General features: G+C 54.6%; 17 protein-coding genes. 11 read left to right on the top strand and 6 right to left on the bottom strand.

The window, feature by feature from the left end; translation table 11 throughout:
- Window positions 1-2: 2 nt before the first annotated feature.
- A complete protein-coding gene (locus SIB88_RS16180) occupies window positions 3-950 on the bottom strand; it encodes an iron-siderophore ABC transporter substrate-binding protein (protein ID WP_412558544.1) in 948 nt (315 codons plus the stop codon).
- A gap of 53 nt (window positions 951-1,003) precedes the next feature.
- Window positions 1,004-1,780: an ABC transporter ATP-binding protein gene (locus SIB88_RS16175; protein ID WP_228194149.1), complete on the bottom strand. Its 777-nt coding sequence runs from the start codon at window positions 1,778-1,780 to the stop codon at window positions 1,004-1,006.
- 299 nt (window positions 1,781-2,079) lie between these two features.
- Between SIB88_RS16175 and SIB88_RS16170 the strand changes: the two genes are divergently transcribed.
- Complete coding sequence (locus SIB88_RS16170; RefSeq protein WP_412558543.1) at window positions 2,080-2,991, top strand: SMP-30/gluconolactonase/LRE family protein; 912 nt, start codon at window positions 2,080-2,082, stop codon at window positions 2,989-2,991.
- Window positions 2,992-3,016: 25 nt separating this feature from the next.
- Here the strand turns inward: SIB88_RS16170 and SIB88_RS16165 are convergent, their stop codons facing one another.
- Entirely contained in the window at window positions 3,017-4,231 is a 1,215-nt protein-coding gene (locus SIB88_RS16165; protein WP_170310243.1) for an ROK family transcriptional regulator, read from the bottom strand.
- Window positions 4,232-4,359: 128 nt separating this feature from the next.
- On the opposite strand from SIB88_RS16165, the gene SIB88_RS16160 reads away from it, so the two are divergent.
- The 7 genes from SIB88_RS16160 (at window position 4,360) to SIB88_RS16130 (ending at window position 14,070) form a co-directional block, all read left to right on the top strand.
- Complete coding sequence (locus SIB88_RS16160; RefSeq protein WP_412558542.1) at window positions 4,360-5,598, top strand: extracellular solute-binding protein; 1,239 nt, start codon at window positions 4,360-4,362, stop codon at window positions 5,596-5,598.
- Between the two features lie 92 nt (window positions 5,599-5,690).
- The gene (locus SIB88_RS16155) at window positions 5,691-6,575 is read left to right on the top strand and encodes a carbohydrate ABC transporter permease (protein ID WP_068517949.1); all 885 of its coding nucleotides are present in this window, start codon (window positions 5,691-5,693) and stop codon (window positions 6,573-6,575) included.
- A 2-nt stretch (window positions 6,576-6,577) separates the two neighbouring features.
- Window positions 6,578-7,426 carry a carbohydrate ABC transporter permease gene (locus tag SIB88_RS16150; RefSeq protein ID WP_068517950.1) on the top strand — a complete coding sequence of 283 codons (849 nt, stop codon included), beginning with the start codon at window positions 6,578-6,580 and terminating at the stop codon, window positions 7,424-7,426.
- Between the two features lie 5 nt (window positions 7,427-7,431).
- Window positions 7,432-8,481: a carbohydrate kinase family protein gene (locus SIB88_RS16145; RefSeq protein WP_412558541.1), complete on the top strand. Its 1,050-nt coding sequence runs from the start codon at window positions 7,432-7,434 to the stop codon at window positions 8,479-8,481.
- A gap of 1 nt (window position 8,482) precedes the next feature.
- Entirely contained in the window at window positions 8,483-9,580 is a 1,098-nt protein-coding gene (locus SIB88_RS16140; RefSeq protein WP_412558540.1) for an ABC transporter ATP-binding protein, read from the top strand.
- A 121-nt stretch (window positions 9,581-9,701) separates the two neighbouring features.
- A complete protein-coding gene (locus SIB88_RS16135; RefSeq protein ID WP_412558539.1) occupies window positions 9,702-11,270 on the top strand; it encodes a YbaY family lipoprotein in 1,569 nt (522 codons plus the stop codon).
- 217 nt (window positions 11,271-11,487) lie between these two features.
- The gene (locus SIB88_RS16130; RefSeq protein WP_412558538.1) at window positions 11,488-14,070 is read left to right on the top strand and encodes a response regulator; all 2,583 of its coding nucleotides are present in this window, start codon (window positions 11,488-11,490) and stop codon (window positions 14,068-14,070) included.
- 86 nt (window positions 14,071-14,156) lie between these two features.
- Here SIB88_RS16130 and SIB88_RS16125 read toward each other — a convergent pair whose 3' ends face one another.
- The 3 genes from SIB88_RS16125 to SIB88_RS16115 form a co-directional block, all read right to left on the bottom strand.
- Window positions 14,157-17,180, bottom strand: coding sequence for a response regulator (locus tag SIB88_RS16125; protein WP_412558537.1), 3,024 nt, complete (start codon window positions 17,178-17,180; stop codon window positions 14,157-14,159).
- A 258-nt stretch (window positions 17,181-17,438) separates the two neighbouring features.
- Window positions 17,439-17,945: a GNAT family N-acetyltransferase gene (locus SIB88_RS16120; protein ID WP_082817733.1), complete on the bottom strand. Its 507-nt coding sequence runs from the start codon at window positions 17,943-17,945 to the stop codon at window positions 17,439-17,441.
- 23 nt (window positions 17,946-17,968) lie between these two features.
- On the bottom strand, window positions 17,969-19,102 hold the full coding sequence (locus SIB88_RS16115) for a type III PLP-dependent enzyme (RefSeq protein ID WP_101247393.1): 1,134 nt from the start codon (window positions 19,100-19,102) through the stop codon (window positions 17,969-17,971).
- 597 nt (window positions 19,103-19,699) lie between these two features.
- Here SIB88_RS16115 and SIB88_RS16110 point away from each other — a divergent pair.
- The 3 genes from SIB88_RS16110 (at window position 19,700) to SIB88_RS16100 (ending at window position 22,027) form a co-directional block, all read left to right on the top strand.
- On the top strand, window positions 19,700-20,926 hold the full coding sequence (locus tag SIB88_RS16110) for an SLC13 family permease (RefSeq protein WP_412558536.1): 1,227 nt from the start codon (window positions 19,700-19,702) through the stop codon (window positions 20,924-20,926).
- An 8-nt stretch (window positions 20,927-20,934) separates the two neighbouring features.
- A complete protein-coding gene (locus tag SIB88_RS16105; protein ID WP_068517959.1) occupies window positions 20,935-21,348 on the top strand; it encodes a DUF3830 family protein in 414 nt (137 codons plus the stop codon).
- Window positions 21,349-21,433: 85 nt separating this feature from the next.
- Complete coding sequence (locus SIB88_RS16100; RefSeq protein WP_068517960.1) at window positions 21,434-22,027, top strand: DedA family protein; 594 nt, start codon at window positions 21,434-21,436, stop codon at window positions 22,025-22,027.
- The last annotated feature ends 21 nt before the right edge of the window (window positions 22,028-22,048 follow it).

Genomic DNA, 22,048 nt, shown 5'->3' with positions numbered 1-22,048 from the left:
GTTTATGATCCGCTTGCGGTGGTCGGGGTGCCGGTTACGGCATCGGCCAGAAGTTCGGCAAAGCGTGCGGCCGACAGGACCCCGCCAAAGGTCCAGCTTGATGGCACGGTATAAACATGACCATTGCGTGCAAACGGCATTGCCTTCCAGATCGCGGTGTCAAACAGGCGACTTTGGACCGTCGGGGCAATCGGTTCGACATAGGCAAAATGAACATCGCCAAGTTTCGCCAGATCGGAAACATCGCCGTTATGGAATGCCCAGCCATTGACCTCGCCATCCCAGGCATTGGCAAATCCCATCCGTGCCAGAACCGACCCGAACAGTGATGTGTTGCCGTGAATGCGGAAATGGGCTTCGTCAAGGATACGGACAACTGCGAATTTGGCATCATTGCCGACCTTGTCGCGGATGCGTTTGGCCGCGGCTTCAATCCGGGCATTGACCGATGTGATGACTTCTTCGGCCTTCTCGGATTTGCCCGCCAGCTTGCCAATATTGCGCAACAGCGTTTCGGCCCGGTCAATGGCGGGTTCGCTGCTTCCGGTATTATAGATCGAATAGACCAGTGTCGGCGCAATGGCCGAAAGCTTGTCATAGGCCATCGCCACATCGGCACTGATGACAATGGCGTCTGGTTTGGCTTCGCGCAGGGCTTCGAAATTGGGTTCGCGCCGGGTGCCAAGATCGGCAAATTCGGCCGGAAGTTCCGGTTCAACCACCCACACGCGATAGCCGTCCGCTTCGGGAACGGCAACCGGATCAATGCCCAGTGCCAGGAAACTTTCGGTCAGCGCCCAGTTTGATCCGGCAAAACGGGTCGGCGTGGTGTCAAAGGTGACGTCGCCCATTTCATGGGTCATGGTCTGGGCGGTGGCGCCCATCGATGACAGGGCGGCAATCGTTACAAGACAGCTTGCCGCAAACTTGCAAATCAGACGGGTGCGCATATGAATGTTCCTGATCCCTGTTGGCTGATCCGTAACCCTGTCGTCACAGCGCACTAGGCGACATAACTGACGAAACGGTCATGATCCGGCAGATGGATGACATCAATGTCGGTTTGGAAAATGTCGCGAAGTGTTTCGCCCTGCATGAAATCGCGTGCGTTGCCCTGCCAGCAGGTCCGCCCGCCGCGCAATGCGACGATATGATCGGCAAAACGCCCGACCATGTCGATGTCATGCAAAACGGCAATCACGGTCAGATTGTTCTGGTCTTTCAGATTGGCGACCAGTCGCAGAATGTCGCGCTGATGGCCGACATCAAGGGCCGATGTCGGTTCGTCCAGCAACAGCACCGGCGCATCCTGGGCAAGCAGCATGGCAAGCCACACACGCTGGCGTTCGCCGCCCGACAGGCTTGCGACCAGACGGTCGGAAAAGCCGGTGACATGGGTCAGTTCCATCGCCTGATCAATCTTGGCATGGTCTTCGTCGCGGTAACGGCCAAATGCCCCGCGCCAGGGATAACGACCAAATGCCACCAGTTCGCGCACACTCAGATGCGGCGGCACCACCGGATTTTGCGGCAAATAGGCAACCTTGCGGGCAAAATCGCGCGTGCCATGATCTTCAAGAACCGCATCATCAAGGGTGATGGTGCCGGCATGCTTTTTGTTCTTGCGCGCCAGAAGCTTCAAAAGCGTACTTTTGCCCGATCCGTTATGGCCCACAATGGCGCTGAACGCACCGGTCGGAAAATTGACCGTAATGTCATCAAGCAGCGTTTTGGGATTTTTGCCGTCACTCTTGAAGATGACGTCTTTCAGATCGAACATGTGCTGAAAACTCGTAAAAACTGTAATCGGGCCGAAGTCCTTGAACCTGCTGGCCGGGATATCGACCCGGGACGATTTAAAACAATCGTCCCAATGTGAGAATGCCTATCAATTACTTGCAGAAAATGCAACCGAGTTGCGATTGCATTTGTTCAAAATCTTCGCGGTAAATTAAATCATCATACAAAATGACTTTTCAGAAGTAGCCATTCCGGGTAGCAATATGGATCAGGTATTTCCGGTATGGGGGAAGGGCTTTGCAAACAGCCCGCCTTTACCGGAACAAAGCGGAAAACCGCATGAAATATCAGGGAGAAACCATGGCCAACGTGAAAACCGTCTTGCCAAACCTGCGCTGCACGCTTGGCGAAGGCCCGCATTGGGATGCCAAGGATGGCGTGCTGTACTGGGTGGATATTGTCGGAAAGACCGCCTTTGCCCTGCGTCCAAGTGATGGCGCATCGCGCAGCTGGACATTCGATCAGCCGGTTGCGGCAATTGTCCCGCGCGAAAATGACGGGCTTCTGGTTGCCCTTGCTGATGGTTTGGCGTTTCTTGATGCCGAAAGCGGGGAAACAACCCCCTTTGTCGCGCCAGATCGCGACCATGCGGGCAACCGTTCCAATGAAAGCCGGGTGGATCCGGCGGGGCGGTTCTGGCATGGCACCATGCAAAACAATATCGGCCCGAATGGCGAAGACCTTCCTGTGACGATTTCGACCGGGACACTCAACCGGGTGGGGCCGGACGGGGAAACAACCCGTTTTCTGTCTGATATCGGGATTTCCAATACGCTGCTTTGGTCCGCTGACGGCAAGAAGATGTTCTTTGGCGACACCATCAAGGATACGCTGAATGTCTATGACTATGACATGGCGACCGGGGTTCCCAGCAATCCGCGCGTATTCTTTGGCCCGCAGGATCGCGGCAATATGGACGGATCGGCGATGGATGCCGATGGCTATATCTGGAATGCGCGCTGGGGCGGCAGTTGCCTGATCCGCTTTGCCCCGGATGGCAGTGTGGATCGGATCATTGATCTTCCGGTGACCCAGCCGACCAGTTGCGTGTTTGGCGGCCCGGACCTTAAGACGCTTTATATTACCTCGGCCTCGGTTGGGCTCGATGGTAATGGCAACGAGCTGGAAGGTGCGCTGTTATCGATCCGCACAGATGTTGCCGGTCAGCCCTGCACGCGCTTTGCCGGATAGGGGCGCACGACGTTTTCCTGCTAACTCATCCTTTGGCATCCCGGATTTTCAGCATGTTCTGAAAGTCCGGGACCAGTTCATGATAAATCGGCAAGGCCGCAGCACCCATCGCCGCGGACAGCAGGTTTCCGACGCCTGCCTGCACAGGAAGCGCATTGCCAAGCGGGGTGCGACTGCCAGCAGATTCAAGACGGCCAAGCTCAATAAGTAACGCATCAAGGATTGACGCGGGCAACAAACCGCCCAGCATGACGGCCTGTGGATCAAGCATGCTGCCAAGGATTTGCACCGCCGTTGCCAGATGCGGGGCAGCCTGTTTGATCCAGCGTTTGACCGGTTCATCATCGGGTGACAACTGGGCCAGACGATTAAGTGTCGTATCATTCAAAAGCGCGTCGCGATCGGCCGCATCAAATTCATCATACAGCGCCAAAAGCGACACATAACGTTCAAGGCATCCCTTGCGTCCGCACGGGCAATCGCGCCCATGGGGTTCGACCGGCAAATGACCGATTTCACCAGCCGCCCCGTTGGTGCCGTGAATGATCTGGTTATCCATGAAAAGACCGGCACCCAAACCATAGCCGATAAAGACATAGACGAAATTTTCCAGCGTTCTCGCATTGCCATACAGCTTTTCGGAAATCGCGGCGGCATCGGCGTCATTTTCGGCAAATACCGGGCAATCGATCTTTTCCGACATGGCCGCAACAATATCGAAATTTTCCCAGCCCGGGGCGATGCCGGTCGGACCGGCAATGCCGACGGGGCCCGGCATCGCAATGCCGATCCCGATATTGCGTGCCGGATCAAGTCCGCAATCGGCAATGATTTTGCGGGTTGCCTCAATCAGCAATTCGACCGCGCGTTCGGGATTGGGATGGTTGAACTGCTGGCTGATGCGTGCACGTTCCTCGCCCAGAAGATTGACCAGTACAGCGTCAAACTGTGTTCCGGTCAGCTGAAATCCGATGGCATAACCGCCATCCGGGTTCAGGCGATAGGGTCGGGCGGGCTGGCCACGTTTTTGACGAATCGGTTCACCAGCCAGAAGAAGACCCGTTTCTTCGAGTTCCCCGACCAGGTTCGAAATCGTCTGGGCCGACAGATTGGTGATGCGCGTAATATCTGCCCGTGACAGTCCGTCATGGCGTCTGACCGCGTCCAACACCGCACGTCTGTTGTGATTCTTGGCGTGTAAAAGGTTGGTTCCCGTGACGCTCTTTGGTTGTTTTTTCATCTTTGCCATTGCCGCCCATTTTCTTTTGACTTATTAATTACATCAAATTGAATTAATAATAAAGCCTGTCCTCAATCAGGCTTGTCGTCTATCCAAGTCGTATCCTATGTATCAGGGAGATATAAATCATGAATATCAAGAATATCATGACGGGTGCTGCGATCGGCGTGCTGGCCGCATCGGGTGCCGCGCATGCTGATGTGACCCTCAATGCGCTGTTCATGGCGCAGGCTGCCTATAGCGAAGATGACATTCGCAACATGACGGCCGAGTTCGAAGCCGCCAATCCCGGCATCAAGGTCAATGCCGAACTGGTTCCGTACGAAGCCCTGCATGACAAGATCGTGCTGTCGCAAAGTGCCAATGGCTATGACGTTGTTCTGTATGACGTGATCTGGCCGGCGGAACTTGCGCAATATCAGTTGCTTGAAGATGTCACGTCACGCATCGATGACAAAACCCGGTCGGGCATTCTCGACGGTGCCTGGACCACGGTGGAATATGATGGTGCGCTGTATGGCATGCCATGGATCGCCGATACCAAGTTCCTGTTCTATAACAAGGACATGCTCAAAGCTGCCGGTTTTGACAATCCGCCCGCAACCTGGGAAGAACTGCGCGCACAGGCCGCAGCCATCAAGGAAAAGGGCATTGTCGACTATCCGCTGGTCTGGTCCTGGTCGCAGTCCGAAGCCGCCATTTGTGATTACACCACCATCCTTTCGGGCATGGGCGGTGAGTTCCTTGATGCCGATGGCAAACCGGCCTTCAATACCGGTGGCGGTCTCAAGGCGCTTGAATATATGGTTGGCACCCTTGATGACGGCCTGACCAACCCGAATTCCCGTGAATATCTTGAAGAAGACGTGCGTCGCGTATTCTCCAGCGGTCAGGCGGCATTCGCGCTGAACTGGGGCTATATGTATAATCTTGCCAATGACCCGGCCGAAAGCCAGGTCGCCGGCAAGGTCGGCATTGCGCCGGCACCGGGGACTGATGGTGTCTCGAAGGCATCGGCTGTCAACGGTTCGATGGGTCTTGGGATCCCGACCAAAAGCGGTCACAAGGAAGAAGCCTGGAAATATATCCAGTTCCTGACCTCGCAGAATGTGCAGGACAAATTTGCCAAGCTCAGCCTGCCGGTATGGGAAGCATCCTATTCCAACCCGGACGTGATCAAAGGCCAGGAACCGTTTGTCGAAGCAGCCAAAACCAGCCTTGCTGTCATGGCACCGCGCCCGACCATGGCGTCCTATCAGGAAGCCTCATCTGTTCTGCAAGAAGCCCTTCAGAACGCGATGCTTGGTTCGGTCAAACCGGCTGATGCCCTGAATGACGCAGCCGAGACCATCTCGGACATGCAATAAGCGCGAAAGCGTCTTTTCGATCCAGAACCCGGACTTGTGTGATCCTCCTCCATGCTTGTCCGGGTTCAAACTCCGGAGCCGAATGCACCGCTATGATTTCCTATCGTAAAACGGTGACGGCGTGGCTTTTACTGACCCCGATGATCGTGATCATCGTCGGGGTCAGTGGCTACCCGCTGATCAAGACGATCTATTACAGCCTGACCGGTGCGAAACTGATTGCGCCCGATGTCACCAGCATCTTTGTCGGCTTCGACAACTATGTGCGCGCGCTGTCTTCTTCCAAGTTTCTTGAAGCCATCTGGCACACCACCTATTTCGCCGTGATTTCCGTCGGGGCGGAAATGGTGATCGGTGTTCTGGTTGCGCTGTTGCTGAACGAAGCCTTTGCCGGGCGGACCCTTTTGCGCGCCATGCTGATTTTGCCGCTTGCGCTGCCGACGGTGGTCAACGCGATGATGTGGCGGCTGATCTATAACCCGGATTTCGGGGCGCTGAATGCGCTTCTGGTCCAGATCGGGATGCTTGATGCCTATCGCTCCTGGCTGGGGGACCCGGCAACCGCCCTTGATATGGTCATTCTGGCCGATGTCTGGAAAAACTTCCCGCTGGTGGCCCTGATTGCGCTGGCCGCCCTTCAGACCGTGCCCAAGGATTTGTACGAGGCCGCCACCCTTGACGGGGCAGGGGTGTGGAACCGGTTCTGGCGCATTACCCTTCCGGCCATTCTGGGGCCGCTTAGTGTCGCGCTGGTTTTGCGCACGATTGAGGCCTTCAAGGTCTTTGACATCATCTATGTCATGACCCGTGGTGGCCCAGCCAGCAGTACCAAGACCGTCAGTTTCTATGTCTATCAGGAAGCGTTTGCCTATATGCGTGTCGGTTCCGGGGCATCCTATGCGCTGATTGTTGTTTTGATCAGTGCCTGTCTGATTGCCGGATACATGTATCTGATCCGCAAGCAGGGAGAAGTGTGATTATGAAGGCATCCCTGACAAAAAAGATCTGCATCTATCTGGGGGCACTTGTTCTTGCCACCGTGATTGCGGTGCCGGTTTTGTGGCTGTTTATCATGAGCATCAGCTCATCCACCCATCTGACCACCTTGCCGCTGCAATGGTGGCCGGATGCGCCGACCTTTGAAAATTATCGCAATCTTTTGGTGTTTGCCGAAAACAGCCCGTCGGCCAGTTTCCTCTATGGTATTCGCAACAGCATCATCATTGCCTTTGCCGCAACCGGACTTTCGATCATTGCCGCCATTCCGGCGGCCTACAGCTTTTCGCGTTTGCCCGGACCACGGCGCAAGAACCTGCTTTATGCGGTGATTGCGATCTTTATGTTGCCGCCTGTGGCAATCGTTTTGCCGCTCTATACGGTGATGAGTGCGCTTGGGCTTCTCAATACCCACTTTGCCCTGATCATTGTTTATTGCTCGATCCTTTTGCCCTTCACGACCTGGCTTCTCAAAAGCAACTTTGACACCATTCCTGGCGATCTTGACGAAGCCCCGATCATTGATGGTGCCAACCGGTTGCAGGCCATCTGGTATGTGATCCTGCCGATCGCCCGTCCGGCCCTTGGGGCGGCGGTGATGATGGCGGTGTTGCTGGCATGGGATGAATTTTTCTACGGGCTTTTGTTCACCAATGACATTCGGGCCAAAACCATCACGGTGGCGATTGCCGATCTGGCGGCCGGGCGTGTGGCGGATTACGGCCTGATTTCAGCAGCCGGAATTCTGGCGGCCGTACCCCCGGTCATTCTGGCCTTCTTCATGCAGAAAACCCTGGTGTCCGGACTTGCAAGCGGCAGTGTAAAGGGATGAATGCCATGACAAAATCACATCCGGGCATTCGTCCTGATCCGGCACGTCCGATCATATCGATTGGCACGATCAATGTGGATCAGCTGATGGGCCCCGTTGCCCATTGGCCGCAACCGGGGACCGAGACCGTCTATCCCGATTATGAAATGCGGATCGGCGGCGGCTGCGGCAATTTTGGTGCGGCTTTGATGGCGCTTGATGCCCATCAGCATATTGTCGTCAATGTCGGCAAGGACGCCATGGGCGACTGGCTGTGCACGCAGTTCGGACCGCTTGCCGATCACTGGCATCGCAGCGATACCGTGACCTCGGTGACGTTCGGTCTGACCCATCCTGATAAGGAACGCACGTTCCTGTCAAACGAAGGGCACAGTTCGATCTTTGACGCGACAATGGTGCGCGAAATGCTGGCCGAAACCCGTGTCGACGGGGCGATTACACTGTTTGTCGGAACGTTTCTGATGCCCGGTCTGCTGCCTGATTGCGCCAGCCTGATGAAGGAACTTCATGACAGCGGCGCGATTGTTGCCCTTGATACCGCATGGCCGACCGGCGGATGGAGCGATGATGTCCAGACCCATCTTGAAAGCTGGTTGGGCTATGTGGATATCCTTCTGATCAATGATGCCGAGGCATCGGGCATTCTGGGCATTTCACAAACCGAATTTGCCCGTGACATCGAAACATATCTGGCCCGTATTGCCGATAAACTGCCATCCGATGCGATCATCGTGGTCAAACGCGGGGCGGCGGGGGCGACGGCTTTTGCCGGTGGCAAGATCCTGCATGTGCCCGTACCCGGACCGGTTGACGTTGTTGACACCGTGGGGGCAGGGGATTGCTTTAACGCGGGCTTTTTGATGGCGTTGCAGATGCAGGCCGCTTTGCCCGATGCATTGCGCGCCGGGATCGAAGTCGCCGGCAAGGCCATTGCCAGCAACCCGCGCAAATATCCCGAAATTTCCGATCTTTGCCCTGATGTCGCAGCGGTCCTGTCCGCACCAGTGCCGACCGGCGAAGAAATCATGACATTCGACCATGTGGAGAATAGCTGAAATGTCGTCTGTATCTTTGTTCAATGTCACAAAGTCGTTTGGCACAGCCGACATCATCAAGGGCGTGGATCTGTCGATCAGGGACGGGGAGCTTGTGGTTTTTGTCGGCCCGTCGGGTTGTGGCAAATCCACATTGCTGCGCATGATTTCCGGGCTTGAAGAAATCACCGCCGGTGAAATCCATCTGGGGGATAAACGTGTTGATCATCTTCCGGCGTCTGATCGCGATATTGCCATGGTGTTTCAGTCCTATGCGCTTTATCCGCATATGACAGTCGCGGAAAATATCGGCTTCCCGCTTAAGATGGCGGGGTGGTCGAAATCCGATATGGATGCCAAGACCCGCGGGATCGGCGATGTTTTGCAATTGCTTCATCTGTTTGATCGCACCCCCAAACAGCTTTCTGGCGGACAGCGCCAGCGTGTTGCGATTGGCCGGGCCCTTGCGCGGGATCCCAAAATCATTTTGCTTGATGAACCGCTTTCAAATCTTGATGCGGCACTTCGCGTCGATATGCGGATGGAGCTTGCCCGTCTGCACCGCGAACTCGGGGCCACCATGATTTACGTCACCCATGATCAGGTCGAAGCCATGACCATGGCGGACCGGATTGTTGTGTTGCGTGACGGGATTGTCGAACAGGTGGGAACGCCGCTTGATCTTTATCTGCAACCGGCCAACCGGTTTGTTGCCGGATTTATCGGATCACCCAAGATGAATTTCTGGGATGCACGCAGTGACGAGAACGGGCGTGTTGTCATGCCATCGGGACTTGCGGTGGCGATGGGCGATCATGTTGCCGCCAACCGGTCGCTGACGGTGGGGGCGCGTCCCGAACATCTGGTTCTGTGCGTCGAAGACAATGCCGCATTGAAGGGCACGGTCTTGGCGGTCGAACATCTTGGATCGGATACGTTTGTTCAGCTTCATTGCGGGATTGGCGATCCGTCACAGATGGATGTCAATGTGCGTCTGGCGGGCATTGTCCGGGTTTCGATCGGCGATCAATTGGCCCTGACGATTGCCGATCAGGACAACTGGCATCTTTTTGATGGTGACGGCATTCGTCTTGATCCGCCTGCTGACAGGGCAGCCTGAACGCAAAACAGCAGCAAATAACGTGCCTTGCCCCTTTTTGGCCTTGGTTTTAGGTATTTTTGGCGGCAACATTGTGCGCATATAAATGCACAATCCAAAAAACGAGCAAACCGGGGTCTCAATGAACTCAATATCGTCCGCGAAAATGTGGGTAAGGACGTTACTTGCCATTGGCATGGTCACGTTGTTATCGGCCTGTGCGGCATTTCAAACCAGCACGACCAGGGTCACCGGTTCGGTGACCTATCGCGAACGGATTGCGCTGTCGCCGGATAATGCGTTTCTGGTTGTCAGGCTGCGGGATGTATCGCGTGCCGATGCGCCGTCAGTGGAAATCGCATCCCTGCGTCAGCCGGTGTCAAACCCGCCGATGGTTTTTGTCCTGCCCTATGACGGATCGAAAATCGATCCGCGCATGACCTATGCGCTTGAAGCCGAAATCGTCAATTCCGACGGTGATACGCTGTTTCGCAATGATCAGGTCTATCGGGTGCTGACCGGTGGTGCGCCAAATGACGTGGAAATTACGGTGCGTCCGGTGGCACATACCCAGTCTGACGGGGCGCGCAAATTTGACGGTGCCGATACCGCGCACGACATTGCCGCAATCGAAGCCCGCCTGCCATCCTTGCGGGTTATTCCCGGTCAGTATGTCGCATCCGATCATACCGTGACCTACAAGGCATATGTCTCGCCCGAAGGCGAACCGATGATGGTGGACGAGCATCGCGACCTTGGTGATTACGGCACCTCGGATGTGAAGCTTTATTACCGCAATGGTCAGTTGTTGCGGTTTTCGGAAAATGCCACGCGCGTCAATTATGACGGGGCGCAAAGCGACGCGCCGCTGGAATACAGCTTGCAGCTTGATTTCGCACAAGGCCGCTTTTCATCGGGGACCAAGACCGTCAATGGCGTGCAAAGCAATCCCGATGAACATGAAGTCAGTGGCGCCCTTGCCCAAAGCAAGGTGGCATTAAGCCGCATCGACGCGATGCTGGCCCAGATGAACAGTGATACCGCGAAGCTTGGCGGGTCAAAGGTCTTTGTCTGCGATGATCAAAGCCGTTTTTCGGTGACCTTCGAACAGCGCATTGATCGCGCCACCGTCGAATTCCCCGGCCGCGAACCGCTATCTTTGGCCCGTATTGCGACCGGGTCGGGATATGGCTATGCCAATGATCTATATGAACTGCGCGGCAAGGGCGAAGATGCGATCTGGCAAACCCCGTCTGGCGAAACCCATTGTGCCGTGTCTGCCGCACCGGTCGGTCTGGCATTGCCGCCGGGCAACTTCCCGGTGGTCAAGCTCGATGAGTTGAAGTCATCAGGCAAAGGTATCTGGACCGAATATTTCGCCGATCTGCAACCGGCGATTACGGCCTGCCTTGCGGAAAATCCGGGCGATCTGGTTTCGGTTCTCAAGGCCTGGCCGATGAACCACGGCATGGTCGGGGTGCGGACGGTGAATGGTACTGGTGGGCGTTATGACTGTCTGGTTCCGGCCGATGGCATGGGCACGGTTCATACCGAACTGGTGGAAACCACCACCAATATCCTGCCGGGCGAGGACGAAGTGCGCTTTACCCCGGCCAGCAGTGCCTATCCCGACGGAAAATGTTTCAGCCATCAACGGCTTGAAGATGGCGCGGTCTTTCTGGGCTGGTTGTCAAAGGATTCCTGTTCATAGGAAATTGTGATCCAGCTGGTCGATCCCGACATTTCAAAAAGACGCTACGACATGTTCGGGCGTCTTTTTTTGTTTGGCCATCAATGGCCTTCATCGCAAAGTAAAACTATTCTTATGAGTGACTTACAATAGGTTGGTACTGTATCTATATACACCCAAAGGAACAATTTATCGCGAAATAATGTTTCCAGGGTTGTGTGCCTGGGGGAGTTAGTTGATGTCGGAAGATATGAAGCCGGACAAAGCTATGATCAGCGTGTGTGTTGTGATTGTCGCGCTGACTGGTCTGGGCTCATATGTGGTTGGACTTCCCGTTGTGAATGAAGTTCTGGGCGGTTGTGTCGTTCTTCTGACGATACTGGCATTTTACTGTATTTTCCGGAATACGACCCAAAGTGCGGAACGGGAACACAAAGACACACGTTCGGTTTTGCAGCGTGAGCTGGTCGAATGTATTTACATGCTTCCGGTCCCGGCATTGGCGATTGACAGCAATCATAAAATCATCGGCTGTAACGGTCATCTGCGTGAGATCATCGGGCTTTCAAGCGAAACGATATCAGGGTTGAAACTTGATCTTCCTTCAAACGGAAAAGAAGGCGGGGCGAGCGATCAGGACGACGATGAATGGCCAAACTGGCTGGTTTCGGAACGCCAGTCCCTGAAAATTGGCAGGCACACGATATCGGGGACAGTAATTCTGGTTCCGCTTCGCAGCAGCACGGGCGAGGGGAGCGATGCGCTGGTCATCATCCGGCCGGAAGAAGACCTGGGCAGCATCCGCGAACCTGTTTCGATCGGTGTTCAGGGCAGCTTGAAGCTGAATGATGATGACCGGATGTTGTTGCGTGAACTTAGTCACGACATGCGGTCGCGCTTTCAAAACGCGTCAGGCATTCTTGATCTTGCAGAAATGAGCGCCGTCGGTCCCGATGCCCAACGCTATTTTTCGGGGTTGCAGAAAATATACCGCGAAGCAGCAGACCGCGCAGATTCCGTGATTTCATTTTTTGAACTGGATTTTCAGGTCAAGGAAGGCAGTTACGAGACATTCGGTATCGATGAGCTGTTAAACGATATTTCTTTCGCGCTGGGACAGCGCAAGGATATCGAAGATAACGAAATCCTGTTTGATACCGATCTCAGTGTTGAAAAGGCGATCAAATACCACAAAAAGCTGGTTGCAAAGCTGGTTTGTCATCTTGTTTTGCATGTCATTGGCGGTGAAGTCGGCAAAACGGTGTTGATCCGTGTTCGAATGACCGACAGTGAGGACAAACTCCCCGAACTCAGTGTCGAAGTATTGACCAAAGACAAGATTGGTGGTGGGGCGTCCGGCGGAATTCACCTGGATCTCGAAATTGCCCGGCGTATCGCCCCGGCGATTGGTGGTGAATTGTTCCTTGATCATCAAAATCTGGAAATGACGGGTCTTCATTTCCAGGCAAGTGTCGAAGGGATTGACAGTTTCAGATCCGGCTTTGTTGTCCCGGCACATCTTAAAAACCTTCAGGCACTTATTGTTGATGATAATGAGACATCCCGAACCGTGTTTGAGCAGCTGACATCTGCACTTGGCTGGACGGTTGATGTTGCGGCGTCAGGCGAAGCAGCAATGCATATGATCCGGTTCAAACAAGGCATGCGGGAGTCATATGACGTCATTCTGATTGATTGGCGCATGCCTGGTATGGATGGCTGGCAAACCAGCGAGGAAATCAGAAAGCTTCAGAATGGTGGCAAGGTGCCGATCATTGTTATGATATCCGCCCATAACCGGACATTCCTGTCCAAAAATATCCAGGACCGCGGGCGGGTGTTGAATGGCTTCCTGACCAAACCGGTGACACTCAGCATGTTGCTTGACGCGGTTGCCGATGCAACAGCCCATGTCCAGGAGCCAGTGACGGAAGGTGAAAATCCTGGAACCAGCGCCGAACCGCTGTCGGGCAATACGGTACTGATCGTTGATGACAACCAGATGCACCGCGAAGTCGCCAAGGAATTCATGATCCGCAACGGGGCACAGGTCTATACCGCGTCGGGCGGTTATGAAGCGATCAGCAAAGTGCAGAATTACCGCGACGAGATCGATATCGTTCTGATGGATGTGCAAATGCCTGACCTGAACGGGTTTGATGCGGTCAAACGTATCCGCGAACTGGGGTATCAGGATATTCCGGTCCTGATGATGACAGCCAACAGCACATCCGAACTTCATCACCGAAGCCTTCAATCGGGTGCCAACGAAGTGGTGATCAAGCCGTTCGTAATGCGCGAAATTGTCATGGCCATGTCCAAATATGTTGGCCGAGCCCGGCAATTCAGGAACACAGATAAAAACGCCAGACATTCGGTAGAGGCATGGAAGGTTGGTCGGGATCTTGGTTTCAATGCTGATGTGATCGAACAGCGCTTTGACGGACAATCGTCAACCTACGTCAATTCGCTCAAGACATTCGTCCGTGATGCAAAACGGTTGACCCACAAGCTTGAAATCGATCATGGACGCAAGGTCTGGGAAGACATCGTGCGTGAAACGACTGCGCTGGGTGGATTGCTGTCTGTGGTCGGGGCGGTGGAAGATTCCCTTAAATTCAAACATCATGCCGAGATGTTGCAAAAAATCCAGAGGGGCGAAACTGTCGGGCCAGCCAATATCGACAATGCCTTGCAGGATGTTGGTCGCGGGCTGGTTGGTTTGCTCAATACCCGGATCGCGGCAACCGAACAGTTCCTTGAACAGTTGGAAGAAGAAGCGGGCGATGAAGGGGACAATGAAGGGGGCAAAGAGGCCTGAATATCAGGCCGTCTGATCGTCCCCTTCGGTCAATTCATTCCACTTCATTCCCTGCATTCCCTGTATTCCCCGGGGCGGCGTTTATTCTAGTTGGATGTTTCGTCGCCCTTGGTGGCAAGGATCGCCAACGTCTCGTCCAGAACGCGGTCAAATTCGCCCAGCATTGCTGCAACCTTTTCGATCTCCCCGTTATGGGTCAGTCGTTCCATTTCGGCCGACATTTTTGAAATCCGGGTTGCGGCGACCTGCGACGATGACCCCTTCATGATATGAAGCTGCTCGCTCAGGGTTTTGGTTTCGTTATCCTTGATCGCCTGATGGATCTGCGTCTGGCAATCGCGTGCTTGCGGGTCATAGAGTTTGCACAGGCGATGATACAGATCGACACTTCCTGCTGTCAGTTCGATTGCAAGCTTTTCCTCATGCAGGGGGAAGTCATCCCATGCCGATCCCGTCGCCTGTTGAGCCGGAATGGCAGGGGCATCGGCATCGGCGGGACTGCTGTCGGCTGACGGCACCGTTTCGTCAGCCGGTTTCGGGGCTGGGTTGCTTCTGTTTGATTTTGAGCCGACCCGCACATGTTTGAGGATTTTGGACACAATCAGCTCGAAATCAAAAGGCTTGCCGACAAAGTCATTCATGCCCGCTTCGCGGCATTTATGCTGTTCATTTTCCAGAACGCCAGCCGTGAGTGCGATGATCGGCAAATCAAGATCGGGATAGGATGAGCGCAGGCGTTCCGTTGCCTCAAGCCCGGTCATTTCGGGCATCTGCACATCCATCAGGACGATATCAAATGAATGTTTTTCGACCGCCGCAACGGCCTTGATGCCATTATCGGCGATATGGACCTTGGCACCCAACGAGGTCAGCAAATCCTTTGCCACCTGCTGGTTCACAATGTTGTCCTCGGCCACCAGAACCTTCAATCCGGCAAGGGCATTGTCGGTGATCTGATAGGCCGGGGCACAGCCCGGACGGATTGCCGCACTGGCATCGCTGACGGATGTAATCGCATCCATGAATGATGATCCGGTTACCGGCTTGGTCAGCAATTCGTATTTTTCGGCATTTTTGGTTTGCGACAAAAGATCGCGTTCATAGGCCGTGACCATGATGATTGCCGGCATTTTTTCAAGCTTGTCGGCCGGAATGCGTTCAATGGTCTCAAGGCCATTCAGCCCGGGCATCTGCCAGTCAATCATCAGGATGTCATAGGGCACCTTGGCATTAAGCAGCATGTCAATCGCCGTCTGACCGTCCGGTGCGGTGTCGGCCTTGACATAAAGCGAATGGGCAATGGTCTGAAGCGCTTCGCGGGTTGGTTCCTGATCATCGACGATCAGAACTCGCAGATTGTCGACTTTTTCGAAATAAAGTGGCGGTGCAATGTCATTGGGACCTACCCGCAGCGGTATTTTCAACGTGAAGGTCGATCCGCGTCCCGGGCTGCTGCGCAGGGTAATTTCACCCCCCATTGCAGTTGCCAGCCGGTTGGAAATCGCAAGTCCTAACCCGGTTCCGCCATATTTGCGTGTTGTTGACGCATCGGCCTGGGTGAACGGGTTGAATATCGTGGCTTGCTGATTTTCGGGAATGCCGATACCGGTATCCGTGACCTGGAAACACAGGATCGGTTCGGGTGCATGTTCCTTGTGAACATCAAGGCGCACGGTTCCGGCATCGGTGAATTTGATCGCATTGCTGATCAGATTGACCAGAATTTGTTGCAGGCGCTGGGAATCCCCGATGATCGAGCGCGGCACATCGGGGGCGACATCAATCACCGCTTCGATGGCCTTGTCATTGACCGACATCGACATGATCGACCCGACATTGTCGATCACATCGGGCAGGACAAAGGGTTCCTGATCCAGAACAAGTTCATTGGCCTCGATCTTCGAGAATGTCAGGATTTCGTCAATCACCCCCAACAGGAATTTGCCCGAAAGCCCGATCTGGCGAACATATTCACTTTGTTGCTGTTCAAGCGGGGTGCGTTTCAAAAGTTGCGTCAGCCCGAAAATCGCATTCATCGGGGTTCGGATTTCGTGGCTCATATTGGCTAGGAAGTCATCCTTGATCCGTGCCAGTTTTTCGGCGTCATTGCGCGCGATTTCAAGTTCGCTGTTGATGGTTTGCAGCTTCTTGTTATAGCGCTGTGTGGCCAGCGCACGCAGGTTGATCGTCCAAAGAATGCCGATCATGCAGACCAGCAAAATCACCGATGCAATGGTGATGCCGGTTGAAAATACGTTCCAGTATTGCATCGCATAGTCATAGGGACGCGATGTTGAAATCACCAATGTGTCGTTAAAGACCCGCTCGGCAACACCAAACCGGGCCTGACCGGTAAAGACATTGGAATAGACATTGGCAACGATCCGCTCGGACGAGTTGGCAACATCGGTATAAATCTCGGCATCGGCCATGGATTTCGAGATCATCTCATCCTTTGCCGGCTTGCGTGCAACCAGATTGAAATTGCGGTCCAGCAGGGTGACATAATCGACCGGGATTGTTGATTTGGCGATACGTTCAATCATCGTACCCGGATCGATCACCGTCGAAATCACACCAAGCAACTGGCCATCCGGGTTGCGGATAGCCCGGGCGAATGAAAGTTGCCAACGGCCATCAACAAGGTTCTTGACCGGTCCTGACAGGAACCGCGGCGCATCTCCGCCCTTCAGGAAATACTGCACATAATCACGCCCGGACAAATCGACATCGGGTGCCGGGAAACTGCGCGATGAATGGATGATGCGGCCATTTATGTCGGTAACACCGAACACGCGGACAATATCGAGTGCGTCGGCGGCCTGCTTGAGCAGAAGATGCTTTTCGCGTGCCGAGTACCGTTCGTCATAAATGATGCTGCCAAGCGCGGTAAGGGTGGTTTCCACCCCGATCATTTGTTCTTCGACCTGACTGGCATAGCCATCAAGGAGATTTGTCAATGATCGCAGTTCGCGCTGCTCGGCATTTTCACTGAGCGGGAAATGCACATAATAGTTGAATCCGAGAACCAGAAGGGTGATTGCCGCTGCAGCAAGGGTGACGGGCATGCTGCTGCGACGGAGGAGTGCCTGTTTCAAACCTTCAAGCATAAAGTCATCCCGGGTCATTCGTGTTTCAAAAGCGAAAGCATCAGTTCGGCTTAGGATCAACGCATTACAAGTCGTGTGTGGGGTCTCAACTTGCAATGCAATTGCAAAAATCTTCTCTGTGCAACCAGAACGTCCACTATGAATTGTCAGTAGATTTAAGACAAGACTGTTTTGTTTTTCAGTAGTTTGCAAGTGAACAGGCACAAAAAAATCCCGCAGCATTTACCGCGGGATTTTGAAGTTTTATTCTGGCTTGCCTTAGTGGGTACGCTGGCCTGTGGCATAAAGCATGCCGTGCGTGCCGCTCAGGACGTCTTCATTGCCAAGATTGATCGCCTGGAACCGGTGTCGATCAAAATGGCCGGGCATCAAAAGCCCGTTGGCGGGGGCTGCCTGGAAGCCAAAGCGCGCGTAATAGTCCGGGTCTCCGACCAGAAGAACCGAACGGTGACCGGCCGATTGCGCAGCGTTAAGGGCTGCGTAAACCAGACCGGCACCAACGCCCGATCCGCTATAGATCTTTTCGACCGCAAGCGGACCCAGCAACAGCGCGCTACCGCCGTTGCCCGCATTGACATTCCACAACCGGACAGTGCCGATCAGTTGTTTGCCGTCGTGGGCGACAAACGCAAGACCGTCCGCCGGAAGCCGATCACGGCGCAGGATTTCAGACGATTTCTGAAACCGCGCCGGACCCATGACGCGATCAAGCAGCTTTTCACGTTCGACGTGGTCAAAGCGGCCTTCGCGATCAATCGTGATCACTGATCTGTCTTTCCCGAATAGGGTCAGATGATATAGGCGGTCAGCGGCGAGAAGCCGTTAAACGCCACAGATGCATAAGTGGTGGTATAGGCGCCGGTTGCTTCGATCAGAACCTCGTCACCGATGGTCAGTGCGACCGGGAGGTCATAAGGTTTTTTCTCGTAAAGCACGTCGGCAGAGTCACAGGTCGGACCGGCCAAAACGCAAGGAGCAACATCGCCACCATCATGAATGGTCGTGATCGGGTAACGGATTGCTTCGTCCATGGTTTCGGCAAGGCCACCGAATTTACCGATATCAAGGTAAACCCAGCGCACCGGATCATCTTCGTGTTTGCGCGAAATCAGCACAACCTCGGCTTTGATCACGCCCGCATCACCAACCATGCCACGGCCCGGTTCGATAATGGTTTCGGGCATGTGATTGCCAAAGTGGGTGTGAAGCGCGTCAATGATCGCCGAGCCATAAGCTTCGGTCGCCGGTACGTCACGCAGGTAACGGGTCGGGAAACCGCCGCCCATATTGACCATGCGCAGAACAATGCCTTTGTCAGCCAGGGTACGGAAGATCATCGAGGCTTCTGCCAAGGCAGTGTTCCAGGCATCAAGGTTGCACTGCTGCGACCCGACATGGAACGACACGCCATAGGCATCCAGACCCATGTGATGGGCATGTTCAAGAACTTCGAGCGCCATGGAAGGCGCGCAACCGAATTTGCGCGACAGCGGCCATTCTGCGCCAACGCCATCGGTCAGGATGCGGCAGAACACACGCGATGCCGGTGCAACACGGGCAATTTTTTCGACTTCTTCGACGCAATCAACGGCGAACAGGCGAACACCCATTTCATAAGCGCGCGCAATGTCGCGTTCTTTTTTGATGGTGTTGCCAAACGAAATACGGTCCGGGGTGGCACCAGCGGCCATCGCCATTTCGATTTCGGGCACGGATGCGGTGTCGAAGTTGCTGCCAAGATCGGCAAGCAGGCTCAGAACTTCCGGGGCCGGGTTTGCTTTGACCGCATAGAAAATGCGGGAGTCAGGAAGCGCACGGGTAAAGGTCTCGTAGTTGCGCTGAACAACATCAAGATCCACAACAAGGCACGGGCCTTCCGGTCGGTTCTGTGCGAGAAAATCAATAATACGCTGAGTTGCCATTGGGGCGTTCTCCCATTCCACGAATATGGCAGCGTGCATGTACCTGATGCGTATGAGCGCGGTGGAGGCGCGTGACGCGGACTACCTGCGTGCTGATAAGCTCCGGGGCCAACCGGAACTGCGAAGTTAAGTCTGCCTCGCTATGGAATGGGATTTCCCGTTCCGCACGTGGGCAATGATGGTGTGCCTCTTTAGTGTCGGTGGATTTGGACGCCACCTGAGACCAAAAAAGCCCTACACCGTCGTTGCTTTAAGTAAGTCCTACGGGTTCCAGTAAGCAGGACCACCACAGGCACGTGCGACTTTGGGCAAGGTGGGATTTACGCCTGTTGCTTTCCCGGCGCAAGTGAAATTTTCATCCCTTTTGTCCTGAAACAATCGCAGGATCGTCGAAGAACATATGCCGCAACGCAAAAAATGGCTCAAAAGGCCGTGTTTTTACCAGGCCGGGGTATGAGTTAACGCATTTTGGTATGGGGCATTGCAATTTGTGCATATCCTGTCACCCGATTGATCGTGTCCCGGGACCGGTTTGACGATACATATCGCTTTGAATTGCGCACGCGTCGCGCATCCATTTGAACAGGACGGCCTGATGTGGACTGGTTGATTATTGCTGTATTCGGGGGAGTCTATTTCGGCATGGCGCTGGGGCGCTGGCCGGGACTTGCGATCAATCGTACCGGCATTGCCGTGATCGGGGCGCTGATCCTGTTGCTGGCCGGGGCGATTGATGGTGATCAGGCCCTTGCCGCGGTGGATTTCGCCACCCTGTCGGTTTTGCTGACCCTGATGGTGTTGTCATCGCAATATGCCGCCAGCGGCTTTTTTGACTGGATCGGCGATCGCATCATTCATCTTGATCTGACGCCGCGCGGGTTGCTTGCCGGTGTGATCATGGTGTGTGGTGGCCTGTCAGCCGTGATGACCAATGATGTGGTGGTCTGGGCGGTCACACCGATCCTGATTGCCGGGGTGGTGGCACGCGGTCTTGATCCCAAACCGTTTGTGATTGCGGTTGCCTGTGCGGCCAATGCCGGATCGGCCGCGACCCTGATCGGCAATCCGCAAAACCTGATGATTGCCGAATTCGGCCAGCTTGATTTCATGGCCTTTCTGCTGGCCTGCGGGGTGCCGGCGCTGATCGGGCTTGTGGTGGTTTATCTGGTGCTGGTTTACGGGCCGGCCACGCGCGACCTGTTGCGCTTTGCCAATCCCGGGCCCCGTATCGATGCGGATCAAACAATTACCCTGAACCGTGCCATGCTGACCAAGGCGGTGGTGGCAACGATTGCGGTGATCCTGATCTTTGTCTTTGTCGAAGAACGCGCACTTTGGTGTTTGCTGATTGTTGCGATGCTGTTGCTCAGTCGCAAGCTTGGCACCGATCAGGTGTTGGGGCGTGTTGACTGGCATTTGCTGGCGCTGTTTTGCGGCCTGTTCATTGTCACCGGCGCGATGTCGGGCGATGACGTGATTGCCGGTTTTTTTCGCGATCTGCTGATTGGTCTTCGCATTGATCAACCCGCCGTCCTGCTTGGCGTGTCGCTGGCGGGATCCAATACCATCGGCAATGTGCCGCTGGTGATGATGTTGCTTTCCCTTGGGCCGGACTGGTCGCAAAGCATGTTGCATGCCCTGGCGGTTTTCAGCACATTGTCGGGTAATTTTCTGATTGTCGGCTCGGTTGCCAATATCATTGCCGTTGAACAGGCCGCCAAGGCCGGTACGGTGATTTCCTTTGCCGATTACGCCCGCATCGGCGTGCCCGTCACCCTGATCAGTCTGGGGATGGCGCTGGGCTGGATATTATTGATTGCGTAGGACCAAACATGACCAAGATTAAAATCACCGCCGGCCCGTTTACCTTTGACGGTGTGCTTGAAACCGCCAAGGCCCCTGAAACCTGCAAGGCGTTTCTTGAACGCATGCCGTTCGAAAGCAAAGCCGTCCATGTGCGCTGGAGCGGCGAGGGCGTCTGGATGCCGCTTGGTGATTACCAGTTCGGCGTTGGCTATGAAAACCACACAAGCTTCCCGGCACCGGGGCAGATCATCCTGTATCCCGGCGGCATCAGCGAAACCGAAATCCTGCTGGCCTATGGCGGGGTTCATTTCGCCTCAAAGGTCGGCCAGCTTGCGGGTAACCATTTCATCACCGTGACCAGCAATCTTGATGACCTTGAAAAGCTCGGCAAGATGACGCTTTGGGAAGGGGCGCAACCGATCCGGTTTGAACTGGCCTGAAGATATACTGTGAACCGGCACACTCGCGTCTTGAAGCCGATTGACCTAGAAGGCTTGCAATCTTCATCATTCAGGCGGGTTTGCCGTGTTCGAGACAATCAATCTTTGGATTCAGGATCACCAGCAGCTGGTCTATAGCCTGATCTTTACCTATTGCGTGAGCAAGGCCAGCATCCTGCCGGTTTTTGTCGGTGTGTTTGTGGTGTCCGAAAGCCTTCTTTTGGGGCCATCGATGATCGCGATGATTTCCGGGTCTGTGGCCGGTGATCTTTTGCGGTTCTGGCTGGGGCGCAAATATGGTGATGCGATTGTCCGCAAAATGCCCGACGCCCTTTCGAAATGGATGGGCAAGACATTGCGCCTGTTCGAACATTATGGCGTCGCCTATATCCTTTTGTGCCGCTATCCCAACACCATCCGATCGATCAGCGTATTTCCGGTCGGCATGAGTTCGATGTCATTCATGCGGTTCCTGCCGCTTAGCATCGCATCGATCCTGATCTGGATCGGGATCTATTTTGCGCTGGGGTATGTGCTGGGCGAAGGGATGTCGGAACTGCTTGAACGCAATCTGACACTGTTAAGCCCGGTCTTGCTGATTGTGTTCCTCGGGCTTGGCTGGTTCGGGCTTAAACGCATCGACAAGCTTGAACAGCAGGCCGAAAAGGCAATCAAATAATCAAACAAAAACGGCAGTCCC

This window comes from Thalassospira sp. MIT121401 (assembly GCF_047125595.1).
Classification (GTDB): Bacteria; Pseudomonadota; Alphaproteobacteria; order Rhodospirillales; family Thalassospiraceae; genus Thalassospira; species Thalassospira povalilytica.
This window is presented reverse-complemented; position numbering and strand designations above follow the sequence as displayed.